The sequence below is a fragment of the Mesorhizobium sp. B2-4-17 genome (assembly GCF_006441275.1).
GTDB lineage: Bacteria > Pseudomonadota > Alphaproteobacteria > Rhizobiales > Rhizobiaceae > Mesorhizobium.
Genome location: NZ_VFUX01000029.1, coordinates 35,721 through 59,499, shown reverse-complemented (window position 1 = coordinate 59,499; position 23,779 = coordinate 35,721). Strand labels below are relative to the sequence as shown.

Genomic DNA, 23,779 nt, shown 5'->3' with positions numbered 1-23,779 from the left:
CAATTTAGCCGGCTAATCATGGCGATCCGTCTCGGGCTTTACGCCGGCGACGATCACCCTGGCTCCCTAAGGCGCCGGTACGACATTTTCATGCCGGCGCAACCGCCGTGAGGAGGAACGAACAGCTGTGCAAAGGCCTGGGAGCCACAACAGAACTGTCACATACCTTCTCTAAGAGAGCGGGCAAGGACTTGCGCAAGACCCTTGTCATCAGCCACTCAAGAGGGAAAAACCATGACCATGATCAAGCGGGGCCTCGCTGCCCTTGCCGTCGGTGCGCTCGGTAGCGCGCTGGCAATGCCTGCCTTTGCAGAACCGGTAAAATTCGATTTCTGGTTCGGCCTTTCGGGCGACCTCGCCCGCGTCGTCGACACGATGTGCAAGAACTTCAACGAGTCGCAGAAGGACTACGAAGTCGTCTGCACCAGCCAGGGCAATTACGATGCCACGCTGCAGAACACCATCGCCGCCTTCCGTGCCGGCAAGCAGCCGACCATCGTCCAGGTCTATGACGTCGGCACCGCCACCATGATGCTGTCGGGCGCCTACAAGCCCGCCGACAAGCTGATGGAGGAAAACGGCTACAAGATCGACTACGCCGACTATTTCCCCGGCATTGCGCGCTACTATGCGACCTCGAAGGGCGAGATGCTGTCCTTCCCGTTCAACTCCTCGACTGCCTTGATGTACTGGAACAAGGACGCCTTCGCAAAAATCGGCAAGACCGAAGCGCCCAAGACCTGGGAAGACGTCGGCGCCGACCTCAAGGCGATGAAGGACGCCGGCTACGAATGCCCGATGGCGATCAACATCTCGGCCAACGAAAGCTGGCAGTTGATGGAGCAGTTCTCCGCGATCCACAATCAGCCGATCGCTACCAAGAACAATGGCTATGACGGGCTCGATGCCCGCCTGGAGGTCAACAAGACCAAGTTCGTCCAGTACGTCACCGACCTCAAGAAGTGGTATGATGCCGGCCTGATCAAGATCAAGTCGAAGGATCTCGGCCAGGACATGGTCCAGTCCTTCGCCTCCGGCACCTGCCAGATGATCCTGACCTCCGTCGGCGACCACGGCACCGTCGGCAGGACCCAGAAGGAAGGCATGAAGTGGGACGTCGCCGAACTGCCGGTCTATGCCGGCACCGAGCGCAAGAATTCGCTCGTCGGCGGCGCTTCACTATGGGTGCTCTCCGGCAAGTCGGACGCCGAATACAAGGGTGCGGCCGCCTTCCTCAACTTCATCCACAACCCCAAGACCGCTTTGTTCTGGTCGACCAACACCGGCTACATCCCGGTGACCAAGTCGGGATTTGACTACATGAAGGCCGACGGTTTCTACGACAAGGCGCCCTACAAGGGCCGTGAAGTCGCGATCGCCAGCCTGACCGCCTCGGAGCCGACCGAAATCACCCGCGGCGTGCGCCTGGGCAACTTCACCCAGATCCGCGCCGAGTTTGGCACGCAGATGCAGGCGATCTTCGCCAACAAGGTCAGCGTCCAGGAAGGCCTCGACACGCTGGTCAAGAACGGCGACGCCATCCTCGACCGCTTCCAGCAGACCTATCCGGGCAAGACCCTGCCCTGATAGCCGAATTGCCAAAGGCCGCCCGTGTTCCAAGCGTGATCACTTCCGAAAACGGTTTCCATGTTTCGGGATCATGCTTGGGTCGACGGGCGGCCGTTTCGCATATTAATCTCACCCTTGCTCCAGGCCAGCTGTGAAGCGGCATCGGCGGACCGATGGAAAAACGCGTTACCTTCAGCAGATCGACGATCGGCATCCTGTTCGCGGTGCCGCAGCTCCTTCTGATCTTCACGTTCTTCTACTGGCCGGCAGGCCAGGCCGTGTACTGGTCGCTGACGCTGCAACAGCCCTGGGGCGGCGGCAATATCTGGGTCGGGCTCGACAATTTCCGCTCGATCCTGGCCAACGCCGATTATTGGAACTCGATCACCGCCAGCCTTGTCTTTGCGGGGATCAGCACCGGCCTTGCGATGTTCATCGCGTTGGTGCTCGCCGCCTTGACCGACCGCCAGCTCGCCGGCTCACGCCTCTATCGCGTGGTGCTGATCTGGCCCTACGGTATTGCCGCGCCCGCGCTGGCGATGGCGTTCCGCTTCATCCTGGCGCCGGAGGCCGGCTTCATGGCCGTCCTCAACCAAGTCTGGCCCGGCTTCTGGGACCCTGGTCTCGACGGCGCCGATGCCATGGCTTCGATCATCGTCGCCTTCTCCTGGAAATATGTCGGCTATAACTTCATCTTCTTCCTCGCCGCCTTCCAGGCCATCCCGCGTTCGCTGATCGAGGCGGCGGCGATGGACGGATCCGGTGTCGTCAGGCGCTTCTGGGACATCCAGTTCCCGCTCATCACGCCGACGATCTTCTTTCTGCTGGTCATCAACATCACGGAAAGCTTTCAGGATTCCTTCGGCATCGTCGACATCATGACCTCCGGCGGCCCGGCGAACGCGACCAATCTGATGGTCTACAAGATCTATTCCGATGGCTTCAAAGGCCTGGATTATTCAGGCGCCGCCGCGCAGAGCATCATCCTGATGCTGCTCATCATCGTACTCACCATCTTCCAGTTCCGCTTCATCGAGCGGCGCGTGCATTACAGGTGAGATAGACATGGTCGAGCGCACCCCGTTCCTCAATTTCCTCACGCACCTGATCCTTTTCGTCGGGTTCATCTTTTGCATCGCGCCGTTCGCGGTCGTGGCGATCGCCGCGTCGCACAACCTCAAGGACGTCAACGATGTGCCGATGTCGTTGCTGCCGGGCAGCGATTTCTGGATCAACATGAAGACGGCCTGGACGACCGCCGATCTCGGTCCCAAGCTGTTTAACAGTTTCGTCATGGCTGCCGGCGTGGCGGCGGGCAAAGTGATCATCTCGGCGCTCACCGCCTTTTCGATCGTCTATTTCCGCTACCCCGGGCGCACGTTCATCTTTTGGCTGATCTTCGTCACACTGATGCTGCCGCTCGAAGTCCGCATCGTGCCGACCTACGCGGTCGTCGCCAATGTGCTGTCACCCTACCAGGCCATCCTCGACGTGACGGGCCTGAGCTGGCTGATCGAAAAAGTGTCGGGCGTGCAGGTCTCGCTCAGCCTCGGACTGCTCAATTCCTATACCGGTCTGATCATGCCATTGGTCGCCACGGCCACCGGCACGTTCCTCTACCGCCAGTTCTTCCTGACGGTGCCCGATGAACTGACCGAGGCCGCGCGCATGGACGGCGCCGGCGCCCTGCGCTTCTTCATTGATGTCCTGCTGCCGCTGTCGCGCAACAACATGGCCGCTTTGGGCACCATCATGTTCCTGTGGGCCTGGAACCAGTATCTATGGCCGCTGCTTATTACCACCGATCAGTCGCATGCGACTGCGGTTACCGAGCTGAAGCAGCTCATTCCTAATGTCGGCGGCGCGCCGGAATGGCACATCGCCATGGCGGGCACGCTGATCGTCATGCTGCCGCCGCTGATCGTCGTGGTGCTGATGCAGCGCTGGTTCGTGCGTGGCCTTATCGCCACCGAGAAATAACGGGAGACAGAAGATGGCCTCCATCGCCATACGCGGCGTCACGAAGAACTACGCCAGGACGCAGGTCGTGCACGGGGTCGACCTCGATTTCGCCTCGGGCGAATTCGTCGTCATCCTGGGGCCGTCCGGTTGCGGCAAGTCCACGCTTCTGCGGATGATCGCCGGATTGGAGGAGATTTCCGGCGGCGAGATCGCCATCGACGGCACCGTGGTCAACAAGCTCGAGCCGCGTGAGCGCGGCTGCGCCATGGTGTTCCAGAACTACGCGCTCTATCCGCATATGAGCGTCGCCCAGAATATCGGCTATTCGCTGAAGGTCTCAGGCGTTCCTTCCGCGCAACGCAACCAGCGCATCCAGGCGGTTGCGCGCACGCTGGAACTCGAACATCTGCTCGACCGCAAACCTATGGCGCTTTCGGGTGGCCAGAGGCAGCGGGTCGCCATGGGCCGCGCCATGATCCGCGAACCGAAAGTGTTCCTATTCGACGAACCGCTGTCCAATCTCGACGCCAAGTTGCGCGTCCAGATGCGCTCGGAAATCCGCAAACTGCACCGCCGGCTCAACGCCACCTCCGTCTTCGTCACCCACGACCAGGTCGAGGCGATGACGCTTGCCGACCGGTTGGTGGTGATGAATGCCGGACGTGTCGAACAGGTCGGCACGCCGGGCGAAATCTACAGCCGGCCCGCCAGCCGCTTCGTCGCCACCTTCGTCGGCGCGCCGGCGATGAACATTCTGGAAGGCACGGTCGAACTCGATGGGCTGTCGCTGCTCGGCGGCAGCCGGCGTATCGTTGTTCCGCGCGCAGGTCTGCCGGTCGGCACGAAGGTCGCGATGGGCATCCGGCCGGAAGCCGTTCGGCTGGTGGCGCCAGACACCGCCGGCGCGCTCAAGGCCACCGTCGACCTGGTCGAGGAACTCGGCGCGGGGCGGGTCATCTACGTCGATCTCGACGGCGCACCGTTTTCGGTCATGACATCGGAGGCTGTCCACCCCGAGCCCGGCAGCGCCGTCGGCCTGAAGCTTGCGCCAGAGGACATGCATTTCTTCTCGCCGGAGACGGGAAGCCGCCTCGATGTCTTCAAGGCTTCCGTTCCCGAGCCGGCACTCTGATTTCCAAACCTTCGCGCGAGCGGTGACTGAACCTGCCGGGGCCCAAGCGCATCAGGCACTCAGCCGTTCAGGCCAGCACATGCGCCTTTCCCGACACGGTGAGCCGCACGATCTCTCCCACCGCGGGTGCATCCATGCCCGGCTTGCGCAGGATCAGCGGCGTGTTGCCGATGGCGGCGGCGTCCGGCGGATCGGGATTGTTCATCAGGCGCACCGCGATGGTGCACATAGAGCCTGCGAATTCGGATTCCACCACCTCGCCAAAGAGCATCTCCGGGGTGCCCGACATGCCCTCGCGCGATGTCCTCTTCAATCCGATCTGCTCCGGCCGCAGCATGATGCGGGCGACATCGCGTCTATCTGATGTGTCGACGGCGATGCGGCCTAGCGGTGAGTTGGCGAAACCGCCTGCCACCTTTGCCGGCAGGATGATGGCGTCGCCGAGGAACTCGGCGATCATCCTGTCCTTCGGCTTGAAATAGAGCTCGCGCGGCGTGCCGACCTGCGAAAACTTGCCTTCGCGCATCACCGCCACTTGGGCAGCGAAGGACAGCGCCTCGGCCTGGTCGTGCGTGACCAGGATGGTGGTGATGCCGGCCGCTTCCAGAAGCTCGGCCACCGCCTTGCGCATCGAAGCGCGCAGACCGGTGTCGAGCGCCGAGAACGGCTCGTCGAGCAGCATCAGCCGCGGCTTCATCGCCATGGCGCGGGCAAGCGCCACTCGCTGCTGCTGGCCGCCGGAGAGCTCGTGCGGGCGGCGCTTGAGCACGGCCTTGTCCAGCCCGACGATGTAAGCGAGTTCAACGATGCGCTCGGCGCGCTTGTCCGCGCCGCGGTCCATACCGAAACCGATATTGTCCGATATGGTCAGATGCGGGAAGAGGGCGCCGTCCTGCGCCACCACGCCGATGCCGCGGCGATGCGCCGGGACAGCCGCACCACCATTGGCCAGCACCTCGCCGTCGAGCACGATGCGGCCCTGGTCCGGCGCCTCGAAGCCGGCGATAAGCCGCAGCAGGGTGGTCTTGCCGCAGCCGGACGGGCCGACAATCGCCGTGCGGCTGCCGCTGGCGACATGGAGGTCGACGCCGTCAACGGCCGCGACCGGGCCGTAGTGCTTTTTCAGGCCGCTGATTTCGAGAAAGCTCATCGTCCGGCCATCCGTTTCGACTGGACATAGAGCAGCCAGGTCAAGGGCAACGACATCGCCACCATGATGAAGGCATAAGGCGCCGCCGAGGCATAGTCGATCTCGCCGCTGTAGGACCAGAATGCCATTGCCAGCGTGCGGGTGCCGTTTGGCGCCAACATTTGGGTCGCGGTCAGTTCGTTCATGATGCCGAGCGCCACCAGCGCCATGCCGGCCGCGGCGCCGGGCGCCGACAGGCGGATCGTCGTCGACCAGAGTGCGTTGAGCGGACGCCGGCCAAGGCTGGACGCGGCGCGTTCGAGCTCGACCGGTGCCTGGGCGATCGATGCGCGCAGGCTGACCAGGGCACGCGGCAGGAACATGAGGGCATAGGCCACCAGGATGGTGAACAGGGTCTGGTAGAGCGGCAGGGCGATGCGCACGGTGATGGTGACCAGCGCCAGCGCGATGACGATACCCGGTAGCGAGCCGACGATGTAGTTGCAACCTTCCAGCAGGCGCTGCAACGGTCCCGGCGCGCGGATCGAGATCCAGGCCATCGGCATGGCGGCGACCGTTGCAAGCAACGCGCCGGCAAGCGACAGGAACAGCGTCTGGCCAAGCGCCAGGCCAATTTCATCGAGACGCCAGACATCGGCGCCGCCGGCGACGAGCCAGCGGCCGATGGTGATGAAAGGTACGCCAAGCGCCAGCAGCGTGATGACCATAAGCAAGGCGAGGCTCGGAATGGTGGCGCGGCCGAGGCCCTTGCGTTGCTGGTAGCGCGCCGCGCCGGAGCCGACACGGGCATAACGCTCCTCGCCGCGCACCAGCACTTCGATGCCCAGGAGCACAAAGCAGCAACACACCAGCACGCCGGCCAGCATGTTGGCGGCCGGTCCGTTGAAGGTCGACTGGAACTGGTCGACGATCGCCGTGGTGAAGGTATCGAAGCGGATGAAGACGTAGAGGCCGTATTCGGCCAGCAGGTGCAATGCGACCAGCAGCGAGCCGCCGCAGATGGCGACCCTGAGCTGCGGCAACACGACACGCCAGAACACGCGCCAGGGTCCAAGGCCAAGCGCCGCGGCCGCGTCCTCCAGGGCGGGATCGAGGCGGCGCAGCGCCGCCGACACCGGCAAATAGAGGAAGGGGAAATAGGCGATCACGGATACCAGCACGCCGGCCCACAGACCGTGCAGCCCGGGCACCATGGTGATCCAGGCATAGGAGTGGACGAAAGCGGGAATGGCGAGGGGCGCCACGCATAGCCAGGCCCAGAACCGGGCGCCGGGCAGGTCGCTGCGTTCGGTCAGCCAGGCCAGCGCCACCGACAGGATGATGGCGATCGGGACGGCCAGCAGCACCAGCAGGCCGGTGTTGACCAGCAGTTCGCCGACACGGGGCCGGAAAACCAATGCCGAGACCGTGTCCCAGCCGGTCCGCACCGCGACCCCCATGATGAAGGCAAGCGGCAGCAGCGACAGCAGCGAGACGAAGATGGCGGCGGTGACGAGCCACGGCGCCGTCCGCCGCCGAGCCTTTCGGCCCATGCGCGCAGGCAGGTCCGGGTGTTCGAGATCGATCGCGGACTGCATCAGGTCAGGCACCGCGCCGTTGCCGCCCGGTGGCAGCAATCGAAGGACCGCAATCGCGGTCGGGAATACAGCGTGTCGTCATCGACGAATGCCATCTCGAAAAACAAAAGCACTCCCGCCGAAAATGAATTCCGGCGGGAGCATGGTCGGTTGTCCTTTTAGGACGAACGATAACTAAAGCAAGCCGGCTGCCGTCATCAGGTCGGTGACCTTCTTCGAGTTCAAGGTTGTCGGATCGACCTTGGGCGCCTGCAGATCGGCCAGCGGCACCAGCTTCGGATTGGATTCGGCACCTTTGCCGACCGCGTATTCGAAGGAGTCACCGTTCTTGAGAACGTCCTGGCCGCCCTTGCCGGTGACCCACCTCAGGAAGGCCTGTGCTTCCTTCGGATGCTTGCTCGAGGCGAGCACGCCACCACCGGAAATCGAGACGAACGCGCCCGGATCCTGGTTCTTGAAATAGTGCAGCTGGACATTCTTGCTGTTTTCACCGGTCTTGGCCTGATCGCCAAAGTAGTAGTAGTGATAGATCACGCCGCCTTCGATCTCGCCGGCGTTGACCGCCTTCATTACCGTGCTGTTGCCCTTGTAGGCCGTGAAGTTCGTCTTCATCGCCTTCAGCCAATCGGCCGTAGCGGCCTCACCCTTGAGCTGCAGAAGCGCGCTGACGATCGCCTGGAAATCGGCGCCCGACGGCGAGGCGGCCCAACGGCTCTTCCAGCTAGGATCGGCGAGATCAAGCATCGACTTCGGCAGCTGGTCGGCGGTCAGCTTGGTCTTGTTGTAGGCAAAAACGGTGCTGCGCGCCGCAACGCCGACCCACTTGCCGCTTGCCGGATGGAAGTCCTGCGGAACCTGAGCCAGCGTGTCGGCATCGACCGGGGCGAACAGGCCTGCATTCTCGACCAGCGCCATGGCCGGCGAATTCTCCGTCAGGAAGATGTCGGCGGGCGAAGCAGCACCTTCGGCGACGATCTGGTTGGAGAAGTCGCTGTCGCCGCCATTGCGCAAGGTGACCTTGATGCCGGTTTCCCTGGTGAACCCTTCGGCCCATTCCTTGGCGAGGCTTTCATGCTGGGCGTTGTACACGACGATGCCGGCATCTTCGGCCATCGCCGGACCGGCGATCAGGCCGATTGCAAGTGCCGTGGCGCCGGCAAGGGCAAGAAGGGGGGATTTCATAAGGTGCTCCTCGGGTTTCCCACATTGCGGATGCGCCCGAGTATCAAATCATGAATGCGCTAGTCAAGATTGAAAGGCGTCCGGCTGATCGGTTTCGCATGTCAAGACGTCAGTGACGGGTATCACCCGATACCGGGGGGCGATGGCGGGCCTCTGGACTACACGCTTCAACGGGCCGTGGCGATGGGGGAGTTTGACAAATCGGCATGGCATTCCGGTGGGCCATCCCGCACACTTTCGTGACTTGCCCGTAGTTTGGCTTGGACATTATTTCGCCGGCCACGTAACAAATCAACGCCGAGGCGCGAAAACCGGGGAGTGAACTCTTGTGAGCGGCAAGGACGAGGCCGAGCTTTCCCGGCTGTTGCGAGCCGCCATCGCGGGAGATGAAAAGGCCTATGCCGGCTTTCTCCACCGAATTGCCGCGCTGGTGCGCGGCTTTGTCAGGCGCAAGATCGTGCAGGGCGGGGTCGATCCCGAGGATGTCGTGCAGGAAACCTTGCTGGCCATTCATGTTAAACGGCACACCTGGCGCCAGGACGCGCCGGTGCTGCCCTGGGTCTACGCGATCGCCCGCTTCAAGCTGATCGATGCATTCCGGCGCCGCGGACGGCGCATCGAGATCGATGTCGACGAAATCGCCGAGACATTCGCCGAACCGGAGACCGAGACCGTCAGCGAGCGCGATATCAATCGGGCGCTGGACGGGCTGCCGCCAGCCCAACGGTCCGTGGTGTCTTCCATATCGGTGGATGGCCGCTCGATCGGCGAGACGGCGGCGAAGTTCGGCATCAGCGAGACGGCGGTGCGCGTGTCGCTGCATCGTGGGCTCGCCGCGATCGCCAAGCGATTCGGTCAGGGGCGATCCGGGCGGGAATGACATGAGGACGGACGATCTCATCAAGGCGCTCGATGCCGATGCCCGCAGCAAGGCGATGCCATTGCGCTCGGCCTGGTGGCTGGCCGCCGGCGCGGCCGTCGTGATCGCCGCGATCGTTTTCCTGTCGACGATCGGTCCGCGCCCCGATTTCATGGCGGCCGCGCATACTATGCGCTTCCTGTCCAAGTTTGTTTTCACCACCGTGCTTGCCATCAGCGCCTTCGCCTCGATCCGCGCCCTGTCGACGCCGGGTGCGGCAACGGGCCGGGCAATGGCGGGGATGATCGCCGCGCCGCTGCTGGTCGCGGTGGCGGTGGTTCTGGAACTGTTCGCAGTGCCCGAGGCCGATTGGAGTACCAGGATGATCGGCTCCAACATGATGATCTGCATGAGCTTCATCCCGCTGATCGGCATTGGCCCGCTGGCCATCTTCCTGGGAATGCTGCGCTATGGCGCGCCGACACGGCCGGTGCTTGCCGGCGCGGTGGCGGGGCTGCTTGCCGGCGGGCTGGCGGCGACCTTCTATGCCGCACACTGTTTCGACGACTCGCCGCTCTTTGTCGCCACCTGGTACACGATCGCGATCTCGGCTCTCGCTTTGCTTGGTGCGCTTGGCGGGCGTTTTTTCGTGCGCTGGTAGCATACTCCAAGCAACCGCAAGCCGTGCACACTGATCCTTAATCATGCCGGCAATTGTTTGCCGGTTCCCGATCTCGTCAACATCCCGGCGCAACCATTCCTTAAAATCGATCCTTCAGGGTTTTGACGGGAAAAAGCGATTGCCCACGGGGGTGGCACGGGTCGTGATATTGCGGGGATTGATCGGGCTGAGGCTCCACAAGCGTGCAGCGCTGGCGTTGCTTGTGGCCGCTCTTGCCGTGGTGGGGGCGCCGTTCGTGGTGTCGAGGCTGAACCTTGGCGCGGAAGCACTGAGAGTTTGCCTTCAAATATCGGTCGCGTTGACAGTATGCGCACTGTTCTTCGCTTACCTGTTTATCGTTCGCATCTCCGACGACTGGCGCCAGATCGCGGAGAGCGAACAGCGCTTCCGCCGGGCCATGGAGGACTCGGCGATCGGCATCGCCATCGTGGCGCTTGACGGGCGCATCCTTCAGACCAATCCAGCCTTTGCCGCCATGCTTGGCTACAGCCGCCAGGAGATCGAGGCGCTGACCTTTTTCCAGATCACGCATCCCGACGATCTGCATATCGGGCGGGAAACGATGGACTCCATGAGGGCGGGCAACGTCGACGCCTTCCACTTCGAAAAGCGTTATCTGCGCAAGGACGGCACACCCGTCTGGGCGCGTCTTGCCGGCTCCGTCATCCGCGATGAGAGAAGCGGGCATCCGCTCTATCTCGTCTCGCAGATCGAGGACATCGACGCGCGCAAGCAGGCCGAGGCGCGCATTGCCGAAGCCGAAACGCGCTGGAATTTCGCGCTCGCCGGCGCGGGTCAGGGTGTCTGGGACTTCGATAAGCGCAAGGGCGGCACGACCTATTCCTCGACCTGGGTCAAGATGCTCGGTTTCGAGGAAGGCGAACTCGACGGCGATCCGGACCGCTGGCTGACGATGATCCATCCCGACGACCGCCAGGCCGTCGCCGAAGCGGACCGCGCGCATCTTGATGGCCAGACGCCGTTCTTCGAAGCCGAGTTCAGGATGCGCCACAAGGACGGTCACTGGATCTGGATCCTCGACCGCGGCAAAGCCATCGAGCGCGACGAGGACGGGCGGCCGATCCGGGCGATTGGCAGCCTGACCGACATCACCCGGCGCAAGGAGGCCGAAGAGCGCCTGACGGTGTCGGCGGCAATGCTGGCCGACGAGAAGGAGCGGCTCAGGGTGACGCTGCAGTCGATCGGCGATGCCGTCATCTGCACCGATGCGACGAACCGTGTGACCTTCATGAACCCGGTTGCCGAGAAGCTGACCGGTATTTCCGGCGAGGCCGCTCTCGGCAAGACGCTCGGCCATGTCTATCGGGCGGTTGACGAGGAGACGGGCCACAGGATTGGTGCGACGCGGCCCGCGATCGGCGCGGAGGCGCCCTCCGACCAGAACAGCCGGGCCGTGCTGATCCGCCGCGACGACACACGCTGCAGCATCCGTCAGGTCGTGTCGCCGATCATGAACGAGCGCAATGAATTCTGCGGCCTGGTCATTGTCTTCCAGGACTTCACCGATGCGCGTGCGTTGCAGCGGCAGCTTGCCCATGCCGCCGCGCATGACGCGCTGACCGGCCTTGCCAATCGATCGAGCTTCATCCGCACCATGGAGGGGCTGGTCGAGCAGGCGCGCAAGGAGGACGGCACGATGGCTGGGGGCATCCACCAGTTCATGTTCATCGACCTCGACCATTTCAAGCTGGTCAACGACACTGGCGGCCACGCCGCCGGAGACGCACTGCTGAAGCGGGTCGCCGAGGCCATGCGCGGCGTGCTTGGCCCTGAAGACATCGTCGCACGCCTGGGCGGCGACGAATTCGCCGTCATCCTGAAATCGGGCTCGATCGCGGGCGCCAGGATCGCGGCGCGCTCCATAATCGATGCGATAGCCGGCCTGAACTTCACCTGGGATGGTCGGCCGCATGCGATCGGCGCCAGTATCGGGCTGGCGGCGATCCGCGCCAATTGCGGCGAGGTCGATGAGATCATCGCGAGGGCCGACGCCGCTTGCTATGCGGCCAAGGCGGCCGGCCGCGGATGCCTTTCCGTGGCGCCGGATGGCAACCTCATGAACGACAGGTCGGAACCGCCCAAGCCACTCGCCGTGGCATCGTAGGCCGCGGACGCGTCGAAGCGGTTCATCGTTTCACCGAAACGCCGAACCCTTCCATTTCTCGACTTTGACTAGCGCGTCGGAACGGGGTGCTCGCCGCGATAGTCGTAGAAGCCGCGCCCGGTCTTGCGGCCGAGCCAGCCGGCCTCGACATATTTGACCAGCAGCGGGCAAGGGCGGTATTTCGAATCCGACAGGCCGTCATGGAGCACCTGCATGATCGACAGGCAGGTGTCGAGGCCGATGAAATCGGCGAGCTGCAGCGGCCCCATCGGATGGTTGGCGCCGAGCCGCATGGCGGTGTCGATGGCATCGACCGTGCCGACGCCTTCATAGAGCGTGTAGATCGCCTCGTTGATCATCGGCAGCAGGATGCGGTTGACGATGAAGGCCGGGAAATCCTCCGAGACGGTGATCGTCTTGTCGAGCTGCTTCACATAGGTCTTGGCGGCCTCGAAGGTCTGGTCCTCGGTGGCGATACCGCGCACCAGCTCGACCAGTTTCATCACCGGCACCGGGTTCATGAAATGTATGCCGATGAAACGCTCCGGCCGGTCGGTCTGCGCGGCAAGCCGCGTGATCGAGATCGACGAGGTGTTGGTAGCCAGGATGGCCTCGGGATTGAGCTGCGGACAGAGCTGCGCGTAGATCTTGCGCTTGACGGTCTCGTCCTCGGTCGCCGCCTCGATCACCAGATCGGCGCCGGCAAGATCGGCCATGGCCGGTGCCGACGCAATGCGCGCCATCGCCTGGTTGCGCAGCTTTTCGTCGAGTTTGCCAGACCCCACCTGACGAGCCATGTTGCCGCTGATGGTGGCGATGCCCTTCTCGATACGGTCAGGCGATATATCGTAGATCAGCACCTTGTAGCCCGAAAGCGCGGAGACGTGGGCGATGCCGCCGCCCATCTGGCCCGCGCCAATGATGCCGATCGTCTCGATCTTGCTCATGACCCCGATCCCGTCCGGAGCTTTCCGCTTGAATCGCGAAAATGCTCCATCTTTTGTTTTTCCGCAATTCCGGACGCAAAACCGCTGCGGGTTTGCTGGAATTGCACTAAGCCCTTCTGGCCCGCTTTTTGTGCAGTGCAAACTAAAAGGGCGGGGCGACTTAGTCTACCCCGCCCCTGACAATTTAATACGCTTTGGCAGAGAGCGTCAAAGCGCCTTCTGCAACTCCGGCAGGACAACGAAGAGATCGCCGACGAGGCCATAATCGGCAACCTGGAAGATCGGTGCCTCCTCGTCCTTGTTGATGGCGACGATGACCTTGGAGTCCTTCATGCCGGCGAGGTGCTGGATGGCGCCGGAAATGCCAACAGCGATGTAGAGATCGGGAGCCACGACCTTGCCGGTCTGGCCGACCTGCCAGTCGTTCGGGGCGTAGCCGGCATCGACGGCCGCGCGGGATGCGCCGACGGCAGCGCCGAGCTTGTCGGCGACCGGCAGGATGACCTCTTTGAACTTCTCCGAGGAGCCGAGCGCACGGCCGCCCGAGATGATGATCTTGGCCGAGGTCAGTTCCGGACGGTCGGTCTCCGACAGCTTGTTCTCGACGAAGGTGGACAGGCCGGGATTGGCCGCGGCCTTGACGGGCTCGATCGCGGCCGAGCCACCCTCGGGAGCCGCCTGGAAGGAGGCGGTGCGCACGGTGATGACCTTCTTGGCGTCGGTCGACTGCACGGTCTGGATGGCGTTGCCGGCATAGATCGGCCGCTTGAAGGTATCAGGCGAAACGACCTCAATGATCTCGGACACCTGCGCGACGTCGAGCAGCGCCGCGACACGCGGGGCGACATTCTTGCCGGTGGAAGTCGCAGGCGCGATGATGGTGTCGTAGCCGCCGGCGAGCGACACAACGAGAGCCGCCGTCGGTTCGGCGAGGCGCTCGGCGAGTTCGTCGGCCTCGGCGAGCAGCACCTTGCTGACTCCCTTGAGCTTGGCGGCTGCATCCGCCGCGCCATTGGCGCCCTTGCCGGCCACCAGCACATGCACGTCCGAGCCGATCTGCAATGCAGCCGAGAGCGCCTTGGCGGTCTGGTCCGAAAGGGTGGCGTTGTCGTGTTCGGCGATGAGGAGAATTGCCATTTTATCTGTTCCTTTCCCGATCGCTTACAACACGCCGGCTTCGTTCTTCAGCTTGTCGACCAGTTCGGCGACGCTCTTGACCTTGACGCCCGCCTTGCGGCCGCCCGGCTCCTCGGTCTTGATGACCTTGAGGCGCGGCTTGACGTCGGCGCCGTAGTCGGCCGGGCTCTTCTCGTCGAGCGGCTTCTTCTTGGCCTTCATGATGTTGGGCAGCGAGGCATAGCGCGGCTGATTGAGGCGAAGGTCGGCGGTGACGATCGCCGGCATCTTCAGTTCCACGGTCTGCAGGCCGCCATCGACCTCGCGGGTCACCTTGGCCTTGTCGCCTTCAAGCACCACTTTGGAGGCGAAGGTGCCCTGCGCCCAACCGAGCAGGGCCGCCAGCATCTGGCCGGTCTGGTTGGAGTCGTCGTCGATCGCCTGCTTGCCGAGGATGACGAGGCCTGGCTTCTCCGCCTCGACCACGCCCTTCAGCACCTTGGCGACGCCGAGCGGCTCGGTCTGCTCGTCGGTCTTCACCAGGATGGCGCGGTCGGCGCCCATGGCAAGCGCGGTCCGGAGCGTCTCCTGCGCCTGCTGCGGGCCGATCGAAACAACGATGATTTCTTCGGCCTTGCCGGCTTCCTTCAGCCGGATCGCTTCTTCAACCGCGATCTCGTCGAACGGGTTCATCGCCATCTTGACGTTGGCGAGTTCCACCGCTGAACCATCAGCCTTGACGCGAACCTTCACATTCGCATCGACAACCCGCTTCACGGGCACAAGGATCTTCATTTGCCTGTCACCTCTTCACGCTAGTTGGGCGCGCTATAGCAGCCTGCGCCCTTTCTGAGTTGTCGAAAGCCGACATTCCGGATGGAAATTCTGGTCTCCGACCGCCTTGGGCTGCGACGGAGACGTTTCCGTAGTTGTGGTAATCCTGCGCGTCAATACGCTGAAGGCGGCTCAAATCGGTTCAGTTCGGGCCAGAAGGGTTTCCCCGGCCCCAGCGCACCGTGGTGGCCGGCGGTTCGGCCGCCACTGGCTCAGCGGGAACCGACGGCTGGTCGGCTAGGGGAGCCACGGTATCCTCGTCGGCGGCGGCAAACAGCGGCACGCCTCGGCTGCGCAAGACCAGCACCAGAATCGCCCCGGCGATGATGCCGCCGATGTGGCAGGCCCAGGAAATCTGGTCCTCGCCGCCGGCGGCGAACATGACGATCTGAAACAGCACCCACAGGATGAGCGGGATAAAGGCCGGAATGCGCAGTGGGATGCGGGCAAAGGCAAGCACCCAGACCTTCACCCTGGGATAGAGGATCAGGTAGGCGACGACCACGCCGGCGATGGCGCCCGAGGCACCGATCAGCGGCACCTGCGAGTCCCAGGCGACGAGGCTTTGGAAGGCTGCTCCGGCAACTGCGCAGAGGAGATAGAAGATGAGGTAGCGGATGTGACCGAGCGCATCCTCGACATTGTCGCCGAACACCCACAAAAACAGCATGTTACCACCGAGGTGGAAAATGTCGGCATGCAGGAAGGAATAGGTGAGGTAGCTCAGGCTTTCCGGAATGACCACAAAGCGGGGATCGAGTTCGGCCGTGTCGTGAACCACGGCGGGGATGAAGCCGAGTCCGAGCACGGCGGCATTGGTGAAGTTCTCGCCGCCAAGCGCGGTGGCGCAATAGACCAGCGCATTGGTCACGATCAGCCCGATCGTGACATATTGCAGGCGGATGTGGCGCAGCCTGTTGGTGTCGTAAAGCGGGATGAACATCGGTCCCCGGTCCCCTTCCGCCTTTCGGATATTTTAGCGGTTCTTGCCGGGAATCCATAGCACGTCGGCATTTCCATTGTCATTGACCGCCCGGGCGGCGACAAACAGGAAATCCGAGACGCGGTTGACGTATTTCAGCCCGTCGCGGTTGACATGTTCCCCCGGATCCTGGGCGAGCGCGACCATCAGCCGCTCGGCCCGTCGCGCCACCGTGCGGGCGAGATGCAGGGCGGCGGCGGCCGGCGTGCCGCCGTTCAGCACGAAGGATTTGAGCGGCTGGAGATCCTTGTTGAGAAGGTCGATGTCCTTCTCGACGCGATCGGTCTGCGCGGGGGTGATCCGCAACGCCTCATAGCCGAGCGGTTTGCCGTCGTCGGGCACCGCTAGATCCGCGCCGAGGTCGAAGAGATCGTTCTGGATGCGCGAGAGCATGGCGTCGATCGCCGGATGGGTCTGGGCGGTGTGGACGCGCGCCATGCCGATGCAGGCATTGGCCTCGTCGACCGTGCCGTAGGCATCCACCCGCAGATCGGATTTCAGCCGCCTTTCACCGGTGCCGAGCCCCGTGGTGCCGTCGTCGCCGGTGCGGGTGTAGATCTTGTTGAGCTTGACCACGTCGCCTCCCGAAAGGCCGTCACTTGCGGGTGAAATAGACGGCCAGCAGAATGAGCGCCAGCGCCACGGCCTGCAGCATGACGCGTGCCTGCATCAGCTTGTTCGAAGTGACGCCGGAACCGCCGCGCATCATGTTGATGAGCCCCCGGATCAGAACGATCACCACGGCGGCCATGACCAGAATGGCGAGGATGTTGAAGACGGATGCCATTGTTGCGTTTCCAGTTCTCTTGTTGTTCAGGCGCGTTTGGCCATCAGGCGGTAGAGTATCGATGCCGGCAGGATGCGTTTGAGCGCAGCGCCGATCCTGGCCGGCACCGTTACCACATAGTGCGGGCGCGGGCTCCGTGACAGAAGTGCATGGCGCAGAGCCTTGTGAACCATCTCCGGCCCGGGCTTCAGCGCCGATTGGCTGCCGCCGGCGCGCAGCCGCTTCAGCTGCGCCTCATAGTCCAGCCGATGCACGGAATTCTCGTGGTCGATATTCCTCAGGAACCAGGGCAGGCCATTGCTGGCGATCTTCGATCTCACCGGCCCCGGCTCGATCAGCGAGACATGGACGCCGCTGCCTGTCAGTTCCTGACGCTGGCAAAGCATCAGTGCCTCAAGCGCATGTTTCGATGCCGAATAGGCGCCACGAAAGCGCACCGGCACCAGACCGAGAATCGATGAGCAATGAATGAGGCGGCCGTGGCCCTGGCGGCGCATCACCGGCACGATGCGGCGGGTCAGGTCGTGCCAGCCGAAGAAATTGGCCTCGAACTGCGCCTTGAGCGCCGCGACGGTCAAGTCCTCGACCGCGCCGGCCTGAGCATAGGCGCCGTTGTTGAACAGCGCGTCGAGCCGGCCGCCGGTACGGCCGAGCACCGCTGGCACCAGGGCGGCGATCGAGTCCGGCTCGCTGTAGTCGAGATAGAAGGCCTCGATGCCGTCAGCCTCGAGTGCGGCAATGTCTTCAGGTTTGCGCGCCGTGGCAAATACCCGCCAGCCCTCGGCCTTCAATGCCCGGGCGCAATAGGCGCCCATGCCTGAAGACGCACCGGTGACGATGACGGTGCGCAACTGTGCCGGAGCAGGATTCGTGGTTTGACGAAGGGTTGCCATTTGCCGCATTCACTTCCCATATTCGCGGCGTCGAGACAATCGAAGGGAGCGCGCGTTCTTGCTGCGGAATATTGTCGCCCTGCGCCGCGTGCTCTACGACGCGATCGGCCATTTCACCACCGATGATGGCTGGGCGATGGCCAGCCATCTGGCGATCACCTCGCTGATGGCGCTGTTTCCGTTCCTGATCTTCGCCACGACGCTGGCCAGTTTCCTCGGCGCCCAGGCCTTCGCCGACACGGCCGTGCATCTGGTCTTCGACACCTGGCCGGAGCAGATCGCCAAGCCGATCGCGCGTGAGGTGCTGAATGTGCTGACCGTCAGGCGCAGCGATTTGTTGACCTATGGCGTGCTGCTTGCCGCCTACTTTGCTTCGAACGGCATCGAGGCGCTGCGCACGTCGCTCAACCGGGCCTATCGCGTGACGGAAACGCGCGGCATCATCCATCGCCGGGTGCAGAGCATCTTCTTCGTGCTGATCGCTACCGCCGGTTTTCTTGCGATCAGCGTGCTGCTGGTGTTCGCGCCCTTACTGGCGCGGCTGGCGGAAGCCCATTTCGAATGGATAAAGCCTTATACGGGGACGATCACGCTATGGCGCTACGTCATTGCCTCGACCGTCATCATCGGTGGGCTGTTTGCCGTGCATTACTGGCTGCCGGCCGGCAAGCGCCGCTTCGTGTCGCTGGTGCCGGGCATCATCTTCACGCTGGCCGCGTGGCTTATCGGCTCGACGATGTTCGCCACTTATCTCGATCATTTCTCATCCTATGTGACGACCTATGCCGGCCTGGCCTCGATCATGATCGCGGTGGTTTTCCTCTACATCGTCTCGGCGATCTTCATTCTTGGCGGCGAACTCAATGCCGCCATCAGCCGCTATCTCGAGGCACGGGCAAGAGTCGGCTGAGCCAAGCATGATCTCTTCCGAAAACCGGTTCCCACTTTTCGGGATCATGCCTTGGTCGGCTCAGCCTGTGTCTTGGTCTGCCGAGCCGTTGCCAGGGCAACGCCGAAGGTGGTGATCGCCATGCCGGCAATCTGCAGCGTGTTGAGCTGCTCGTTAAACAGGGCCCAGGCGATGACAGCGGTCACCGCGGGCACCAGATAGAACAGCGAGGCCACTTTCGACATCTCGCCGTCGCGGATCATCACCATCAACAGGAAGATGGCGCCGACCGACAGCACCAGCACCAGCCAGGCCATCGCGAAGATCAACTCGCCATTGATGACCACGGTGTGCGTTTCGAAGGCAAGCGCGGCCAGGATCATCAGCGCCGCGCCGCCGACATATTGCCACATCGTCGCCGCCACGAGGTTGCCGCCAGAGGCAAAACGCTTCTGCCAGATGGTGCCGGCGGCCATGCCGAGCACGGAGATGAGCGAGGCGGTCAGTGTCGCCGATGTCACGCCGCCGCCGAGCGCGCCAAGTTTTGGCCACAGCACGATGACGACGCCGATCAGACCAACGGCGAGGCCGGCCCAATGGCGCGGCAGAATGGCCTCGCCCAAGAATTTGCCCGCGAGCACCGCCGTGATAAGCGGCTGCAGTCCGACAATCAGCGCCGAAAGCCCTGCAGGCATACCCCTGTGGATGGCCCAGAACACGGCGCCGAGATAGACGCCATGCATGAGGATGCCGGCGCCGGCCGCATGCAGCGCCTCTTCGCGGGTGGCTCTTTTCGAACCCAGAACGACCGTCAGGACAGCGAATAGGGCCGCCGCCAGGACGAAGCGCACGGCGAGAAAGGTGAAGGGTTCCGCCCACGGCATGGCGTAGCGGGCGCCGATGAAGCCGGTCGCCCACAGGACGACGAAGGTGGCGGGGATGAACCGCTTGATGCTGTGCATGTTCCGGGGACCGCCACGCTGGTGAGACTTGAACCGTGGCGATGCTCTAGTCCGGTTCAGGCCGTCGCGCAAAACGAAACGATTGATCCATGCATCACCGGAATTCAACGGCTGGTGCGTGCGATATGCGGCTTTCCAGTACTTCGCAGGCTCAGAGACCAACCATCCGCCTGATATCGTCCGGCGATGCTCCGGCATCGCGCAACGCGGCAAGGCCGGTATCGCCGAGACTCTTCGACAGCTTCCGCCCGTCCGGCCCGAGGATAAGCCGATGATGGAAATAGGCCGGCTGCGGCAACCCAAGCAATTCCTGGAGCAGGCGCTGCACTCCTGTCGCGGAGAACAGGTCCTGTCCGCGCACGATATGGCTGACGCCTTGCAGGGCGTCGTCCATGACGACGGCAAGGTGGTAGCTGGTCGGGATGTCGCGGCGCGCCACGATCACGTCGCCCCACTCTTGCGGGCGGGCCTCGACCGAGTGCGTCGCCGACAGCGTCTCGTCGCTGAATTCGGCCCATGCGAGGTCCTTGCCGACATGCGCCAAGGCGGCGCCGATATCCAGCCGCCAGGCGAAAGGGACGTTATCGGCGATGCGCCGCTTGCGCTCTGTCATCGGCAGCGCCTTGTCGGTCGGAGGGTAGAGTGGGACGCCGTCGGGATCGCGCGGCCAGTCGCGCCCGCGCTTTTCGCAGCCGATGATAAAGGCGCGGATCTCACCACGGCTCATGAAGGCGGGATAGACAAGCTCCTCGCGGATCAGCCGGTCGAGCACCGCCTCGTACTCGGCGAAATGTTCGGACTGGCGGCGCACCGGCTCCTCCCAGCCAAGGCCCAGCCACTTCAGATCGGCGAGCACGCCAGCCTCGAATCGCGGCGTGCAGCGCGTCGTGTCGATGTCCTCGATGCGCAGCAGCAGGCGGCCGCCAGAGGTATTTGCCAGCCTCTGGTTGAGCAGCGCCGAATAGGCGTGGCCGAGATGCAGGTCGCCGTTGGGGCTGGGCGCGAAGCGGAATGTCAGGAGCGTCATGTCTCAGGCGGCGATCGGGTTGTGCGGCGGTTTTGGCAATTGCTACTTTGCGGCACATTCGCGGACAAGGATACCATGCAACGCATCACGACACTGGACGACATTGCGCGCGGGCTGGATGCGCTTTGCGTCATCGACCCGCGCCTGGAAAAGGTGCGCGGCATGGCCGGCGAGGTACCGCTCAGGCTTTCCGAGCCGGGGTTCAGGAGCCTGGCCTCGATCATCGTCTCGCAGCAGGTCTCCCGCGCAAGCGCCGATGCGATTTTCGGCCGACTGACAAGGCTTGTCGATCCGCTGACGCCGCAGGCGATCCTGGCCGCCGACGAGGACATGTTTCGCGAGGCCGGCCTGTCGCGGCCCAAGCAGCGCGGCCTGATCGCGGTCGCCCAGGCGGTGGCCGACGGTCTCGACCTCCATCACCTGTGTTCGCTCGACGCAACCGAGGCGATCACCACGATGACCGCAGTGGCCGGCATCGGTCCCTGGACAGCCGAAGTGTACCTTTTGTTTGCCGCGGGGCACCCCGACATCTTCCCGGCGCGCGACGTCGCCCTGCAAGCTGCTGTCGGCCATGCGCTCGGCATCGACCCGCGTCCGCCGGAGAAAAGACTGATCGCACTGGCCGAATCATGGAGCCCGTGGCGGGGTGTCGCATCGCGGCTTTTCTGGTCCTATTATCGCGAAACCAGAGGGCGCGACGCCGCGCCGCCTGCCTGAATCCGCAAAAGGGCGTGAAAATCACGCATTTTTGGCACTTCGGGCAAACGACAATCCGCTTCACATCCCTGTCATGTCGGGCTTACAGTATCCGCGCCGAACGGTGGGTCTTTTGAAGCTGCACGTGACCCTTTCCGAAAGTCGAATTCGATTTTCGGGGTCATGTGCGAACCAAGGAGGTCAACAAGGTGACGGTTGCCGTATCTCCGGATGGGCTTCCAGCGCTGGTGCTGAATGCGGATTACCGTCCGCTCAGCTATTACCCCTTGTCGCTCTGGTCCTGGCAAGACGCCATCAAGGCAGTGTTCCTCGACCGGGTGAATATCGTCGCCGAATACGAGCATGCGGTTTCCTCGCCGACCTTCTCGATGAAGCTGCCGAGCGTGGTCAGCCTGAAGGCCTATGTGAAGCCCTCCAGGCATCCGGCCTTCACCCGTTTCAACGTGTTCCTGCGCGACCGCTTTCAGTGCCAGTATTGCGGCACGCCCGAGGATCTGACCTTCGACCACGTCATCCCGCGCCATCGTGGCGGTGCCACGACATGGGAGAATGTCGTCGCCGCCTGCTCGCCTTGCAATTTGAGGAAGGGCGGCATGATGCCGTCGCAAGCCAAGATGTGGCCGCTGCAGAAGCCCTATCAGCCGACGGTGCACGATCTGCACAATAACGGCCGCCTGTTCCCGCCGAACCATCTGCATGAAAGCTGGATGGATTATCTCTACTGGGATGTCGAACTCGAACCATAGAGTTCGACACAAACCCGCCATGCCGGCCGTCTGGCGCGGCTCTCTGCGCTTCCGGTGCTCACGTATTCAAGTACGCTCCGCTCCGGTTCTCGAAAGCCGAGCCATCCGACTCAGCCTGCCGAATTTTTGCTCGAACTCTGCGTCGAGCAGCTCAATCAAGTGGCTCAATCGCGGGCAAGCGCGCCGCGGAAGGCGACGGCGGCCAGGACCAGGCTGGCGACGGCATTCCAGCCGGCGAGCGACAGGCCGAGGATGCGCAGCGCGGCCTTGTCGCAGGAAGGCGGCACGAATTTGTCGAGCGCGTCGAGCACGCCCTTGCCGCCAGTGTCGACCGGACCGGCGCCCGCCGTGCAATCGGCCGGACCTTGCCACCAGGCCCATTCGACGCCGGAGTGGTAGACGCCGAGATAGAAGCCGTAGAGCATCAGCAGGCCGGCAATGCCCAGCAGGCCGCGCGTCAGCCGTGCGGGCGCACGCAGCAGCGATGCAATCACCGCCAGCACCATCAAAGGCGCGCCGATATAGTAGGGGGTGCGCTGCTCCAGGCAGAGGTGGCAAGGGATGTAGCCGCCAATATACTGGAAGCAGAGCGCCGAACCGACCGTGGCGGCCATGGCGACGGCGAGAAACAGGGCGGTCCGCATGCGCTGGCGTCCGGTATCGGCATTCATCGTCGCTGTCATGGGTCTTTCGTCCATTGTGTTCGCCGCCCGCCAGGTCCGCTTGCCGCTCTTCCAAAAGCATTGCCCGGTTCGAGAGAGAGGGTTCAGAGGGCGTACTTGATCACGATATAAAGCAAAATCAGGGCGACCGCGGCGGCGCTGGCGATGAGGCCGAGACGCTTTTCGATGAATTCGCGGATCGGTTCGCCATAGCGGCGCAAAAGCCAGGCCAGCAGCAGGAAACGGCCGCCGCGGGCCACGATGGCCAGCACGATGAACAGGGCCAGGTTGACGCCAAGAGCGCCGGACAGGATCGTCACCACCTTGATCGGCGGCAGATGGGCGGCACCCGAGGTGACCAGCATCAGGGCGATGAACTCAATGCTTACGCCCGACGACGCCCGCAACTGCTCGAATTCGTCGTATTTGCCATAAAATTCAAGGATGGGCCGCGCCACGGCGTCATAGGCGTAGTGGCCGATGAACCAGCCGGCAATGCCGCCCAGCACCGAGGCTACGGTGGCGACGAAGGCATAGCGATAGGCGCGATCCGGCCGCGACAGGGCCATCGGCAGATAGAGCACGTCCGCCGGCACCAGGAACACCGAGCTCTCGACGAAAGCGATGAAGGCCAGCCACCATTCGGCGGATTTGCGCGCCGCCAGTGACAGCGTCCAGTCGTACAGTCCGCGAAGCATCGGCTCTCCTATGGAACGGCTCGTCTGTCTAGAAAGGTTTTTCGCGCCGCACAATGGCCGCGGTCTTACAAATTGGAAAGGTGCCGTCTGGTCGCGGCTGTGAGCTGGTCTGCAAATTGGACAGTTGACGAACAGCCCTCCAACCGTATAGTCCGCGCCCATCCAGGCTGCCCGGCCTGAGCCCCTATGGCGGAATTGGTAGACGCGCTCGACTCAAAATCGAGTTCCGCAAGGAGTGCTGGTTCGATCCCGGCTAGGGGCACCAAATTCCTTCGCACGCC

24 protein-coding genes and 1 tRNA gene are annotated in these 23,779 nt (G+C 63.4%); 11 read left to right on the top strand and 14 right to left on the bottom strand.

Going from position 1 to position 23,779, the window contains the following annotated elements; all coding sequences use genetic code 11:
• The first annotated feature begins 234 nt into the window (after positions 1-234).
• The 4 genes from FJ548_RS22285 to FJ548_RS22270 all read left to right on the top strand — a co-directional run bounded on the left by FJ548_RS22285 (position 235) and on the right by FJ548_RS22270 (position 4,663).
• Positions 235-1,587 carry an extracellular solute-binding protein gene (locus FJ548_RS22285; RefSeq protein ID WP_140778987.1) on the top strand — a complete coding sequence of 451 codons (1,353 nt, stop codon included), beginning with the start codon at positions 235-237 and terminating at the stop codon, positions 1,585-1,587.
• Between the two features lie 155 nt (positions 1,588-1,742).
• A complete protein-coding gene (locus FJ548_RS22280) occupies positions 1,743-2,627 on the top strand; it encodes a sugar ABC transporter permease (protein WP_140691747.1) in 885 nt (294 codons plus the stop codon).
• A 7-nt stretch (positions 2,628-2,634) separates the two neighbouring features.
• Complete coding sequence (locus FJ548_RS22275; protein WP_140691749.1) at positions 2,635-3,549, top strand: ABC transporter permease subunit; 915 nt, start codon at positions 2,635-2,637, stop codon at positions 3,547-3,549.
• Between the two features lie 13 nt (positions 3,550-3,562).
• Positions 3,563-4,663, top strand: coding sequence for a sn-glycerol-3-phosphate import ATP-binding protein UgpC (locus tag FJ548_RS22270; protein WP_140778986.1), 1,101 nt, complete (start codon positions 3,563-3,565; stop codon positions 4,661-4,663).
• A gap of 67 nt (positions 4,664-4,730) precedes the next feature.
• Here FJ548_RS22270 and FJ548_RS22265 read toward each other — a convergent pair whose 3' ends face one another.
• The 3 genes from FJ548_RS22265 to FJ548_RS22255 form a co-directional block, all read right to left on the bottom strand.
• Entirely contained in the window at positions 4,731-5,813 is a 1,083-nt protein-coding gene (locus FJ548_RS22265; protein WP_140778985.1) for an ABC transporter ATP-binding protein, read from the bottom strand.
• The gene (locus tag FJ548_RS22260) at positions 5,810-7,390 is read right to left on the bottom strand and encodes an iron ABC transporter permease (protein WP_181168871.1); all 1,581 of its coding nucleotides are present in this window, start codon (positions 7,388-7,390) and stop codon (positions 5,810-5,812) included. The genes FJ548_RS22265 and FJ548_RS22260 overlap by 4 nt, the downstream gene beginning before the upstream one ends.
• A 174-nt stretch (positions 7,391-7,564) precedes the next feature.
• Positions 7,565-8,572 (bottom strand): iron ABC transporter substrate-binding protein, encoded by a 1,008-nt coding sequence (locus FJ548_RS22255; RefSeq protein ID WP_140778983.1) that lies wholly within the window; start codon positions 8,570-8,572, stop codon positions 7,565-7,567.
• Positions 8,573-8,900: 328 nt separating this feature from the next.
• Between FJ548_RS22255 and FJ548_RS22250 the strand changes: the two genes are divergently transcribed.
• From FJ548_RS22250 to FJ548_RS22240, 3 genes are all read left to right on the top strand, one after another.
• Positions 8,901-9,452 (top strand): sigma-70 family RNA polymerase sigma factor, encoded by a 552-nt coding sequence (locus FJ548_RS22250; RefSeq protein WP_140778982.1) that lies wholly within the window; start codon positions 8,901-8,903, stop codon positions 9,450-9,452.
• A gap of 1 nt (position 9,453) precedes the next feature.
• On the top strand, positions 9,454-10,092 hold the full coding sequence (locus FJ548_RS22245; protein ID WP_140691758.1) for an NrsF family protein: 639 nt from the start codon (positions 9,454-9,456) through the stop codon (positions 10,090-10,092).
• 139 nt (positions 10,093-10,231) lie between these two features.
• On the top strand, positions 10,232-12,238 hold the full coding sequence (locus tag FJ548_RS22240; RefSeq protein ID WP_246678737.1) for a PAS domain S-box protein: 2,007 nt from the start codon (positions 10,232-10,234) through the stop codon (positions 12,236-12,238).
• 68 nt (positions 12,239-12,306) lie between these two features.
• Here the strand turns inward: FJ548_RS22240 and FJ548_RS22235 are convergent, their stop codons facing one another.
• The 7 genes from FJ548_RS22235 to FJ548_RS22205 all read right to left on the bottom strand — a co-directional run bounded on the left by FJ548_RS22235 (position 12,307) and on the right by FJ548_RS22205 (position 17,797).
• Positions 12,307-13,185, bottom strand: coding sequence for a 3-hydroxybutyryl-CoA dehydrogenase (locus FJ548_RS22235; RefSeq protein WP_140610529.1), 879 nt, complete (start codon positions 13,183-13,185; stop codon positions 12,307-12,309).
• 207 nt (positions 13,186-13,392) lie between these two features.
• On the bottom strand, positions 13,393-14,322 hold the full coding sequence (locus tag FJ548_RS22230) for an electron transfer flavoprotein subunit alpha/FixB family protein (protein WP_140778980.1): 930 nt from the start codon (positions 14,320-14,322) through the stop codon (positions 13,393-13,395).
• 24 nt (positions 14,323-14,346) lie between these two features.
• The gene (locus tag FJ548_RS22225) at positions 14,347-15,096 is read right to left on the bottom strand and encodes an electron transfer flavoprotein subunit beta/FixA family protein (protein WP_140691765.1); all 750 of its coding nucleotides are present in this window, start codon (positions 15,094-15,096) and stop codon (positions 14,347-14,349) included.
• Positions 15,097-15,277: 181 nt separating this feature from the next.
• Positions 15,278-16,078: a rhomboid family intramembrane serine protease gene (locus FJ548_RS22220; RefSeq protein WP_140778979.1), complete on the bottom strand. Its 801-nt coding sequence runs from the start codon at positions 16,076-16,078 to the stop codon at positions 15,278-15,280.
• A gap of 33 nt (positions 16,079-16,111) precedes the next feature.
• Positions 16,112-16,693 (bottom strand): cob(I)yrinic acid a,c-diamide adenosyltransferase, encoded by a 582-nt coding sequence (locus FJ548_RS22215; protein ID WP_140610533.1) that lies wholly within the window; start codon positions 16,691-16,693, stop codon positions 16,112-16,114.
• Between the two features lie 19 nt (positions 16,694-16,712).
• Positions 16,713-16,904, bottom strand: a complete 192-nt coding sequence (locus FJ548_RS22210; protein WP_140610534.1) for a twin transmembrane helix small protein — start codon at positions 16,902-16,904, stop codon at positions 16,713-16,715.
• Between the two features lie 26 nt (positions 16,905-16,930).
• Positions 16,931-17,797, bottom strand: coding sequence for an SDR family oxidoreductase (locus FJ548_RS22205; protein WP_140778978.1), 867 nt, complete (start codon positions 17,795-17,797; stop codon positions 16,931-16,933).
• Between the two features lie 58 nt (positions 17,798-17,855).
• Here FJ548_RS22205 and FJ548_RS22200 point away from each other — a divergent pair, with 58 nt between their 5' ends.
• The gene (locus tag FJ548_RS22200) at positions 17,856-18,707 is read left to right on the top strand and encodes a YihY/virulence factor BrkB family protein (protein ID WP_140610536.1); all 852 of its coding nucleotides are present in this window, start codon (positions 17,856-17,858) and stop codon (positions 18,705-18,707) included.
• Positions 18,708-18,751: 44 nt separating this feature from the next.
• On the opposite strand, the gene FJ548_RS22195 is transcribed toward FJ548_RS22200, so the two are convergent.
• Positions 18,752-19,648 (bottom strand): DMT family transporter, encoded by an 897-nt coding sequence (locus tag FJ548_RS22195; protein WP_140778977.1) that lies wholly within the window; start codon positions 19,646-19,648, stop codon positions 18,752-18,754.
• Between the two features lie 151 nt (positions 19,649-19,799).
• Positions 19,800-20,675 carry a tRNA glutamyl-Q(34) synthetase GluQRS gene (gene gluQRS / locus FJ548_RS22190; protein WP_140778976.1) on the bottom strand — a complete coding sequence of 292 codons (876 nt, stop codon included), beginning with the start codon at positions 20,673-20,675 and terminating at the stop codon, positions 19,800-19,802.
• A gap of 75 nt (positions 20,676-20,750) precedes the next feature.
• Between gluQRS and FJ548_RS22185 the strand changes: the two genes are divergently transcribed.
• Both FJ548_RS22185 and FJ548_RS22180 read left to right on the top strand, forming a co-directional pair.
• Entirely contained in the window at positions 20,751-21,392 is a 642-nt protein-coding gene (locus tag FJ548_RS22185) for a DNA-3-methyladenine glycosylase (protein ID WP_140610539.1), read from the top strand.
• A 188-nt stretch (positions 21,393-21,580) separates the two neighbouring features.
• A complete protein-coding gene (locus FJ548_RS22180; RefSeq protein ID WP_140691782.1) occupies positions 21,581-22,138 on the top strand; it encodes an HNH endonuclease in 558 nt (185 codons plus the stop codon).
• A gap of 164 nt (positions 22,139-22,302) precedes the next feature.
• Here FJ548_RS22180 and FJ548_RS22175 read toward each other — a convergent pair whose 3' ends face one another.
• Positions 22,303-22,821: a disulfide bond formation protein B gene (locus tag FJ548_RS22175; RefSeq protein ID WP_140779004.1), complete on the bottom strand. Its 519-nt coding sequence runs from the start codon at positions 22,819-22,821 to the stop codon at positions 22,303-22,305.
• Between the two features lie 83 nt (positions 22,822-22,904).
• A complete protein-coding gene (locus FJ548_RS22170) occupies positions 22,905-23,498 on the bottom strand; it encodes a YqaA family protein (RefSeq protein ID WP_140610542.1) in 594 nt (197 codons plus the stop codon).
• A 180-nt stretch (positions 23,499-23,678) separates the two neighbouring features.
• Here FJ548_RS22170 and FJ548_RS22165 point away from each other — a divergent pair.
• A tRNA-Leu gene (locus tag FJ548_RS22165) sits at positions 23,679-23,763 on the top strand.
• Positions 23,764-23,779: the final 16 nt, after the last annotated feature.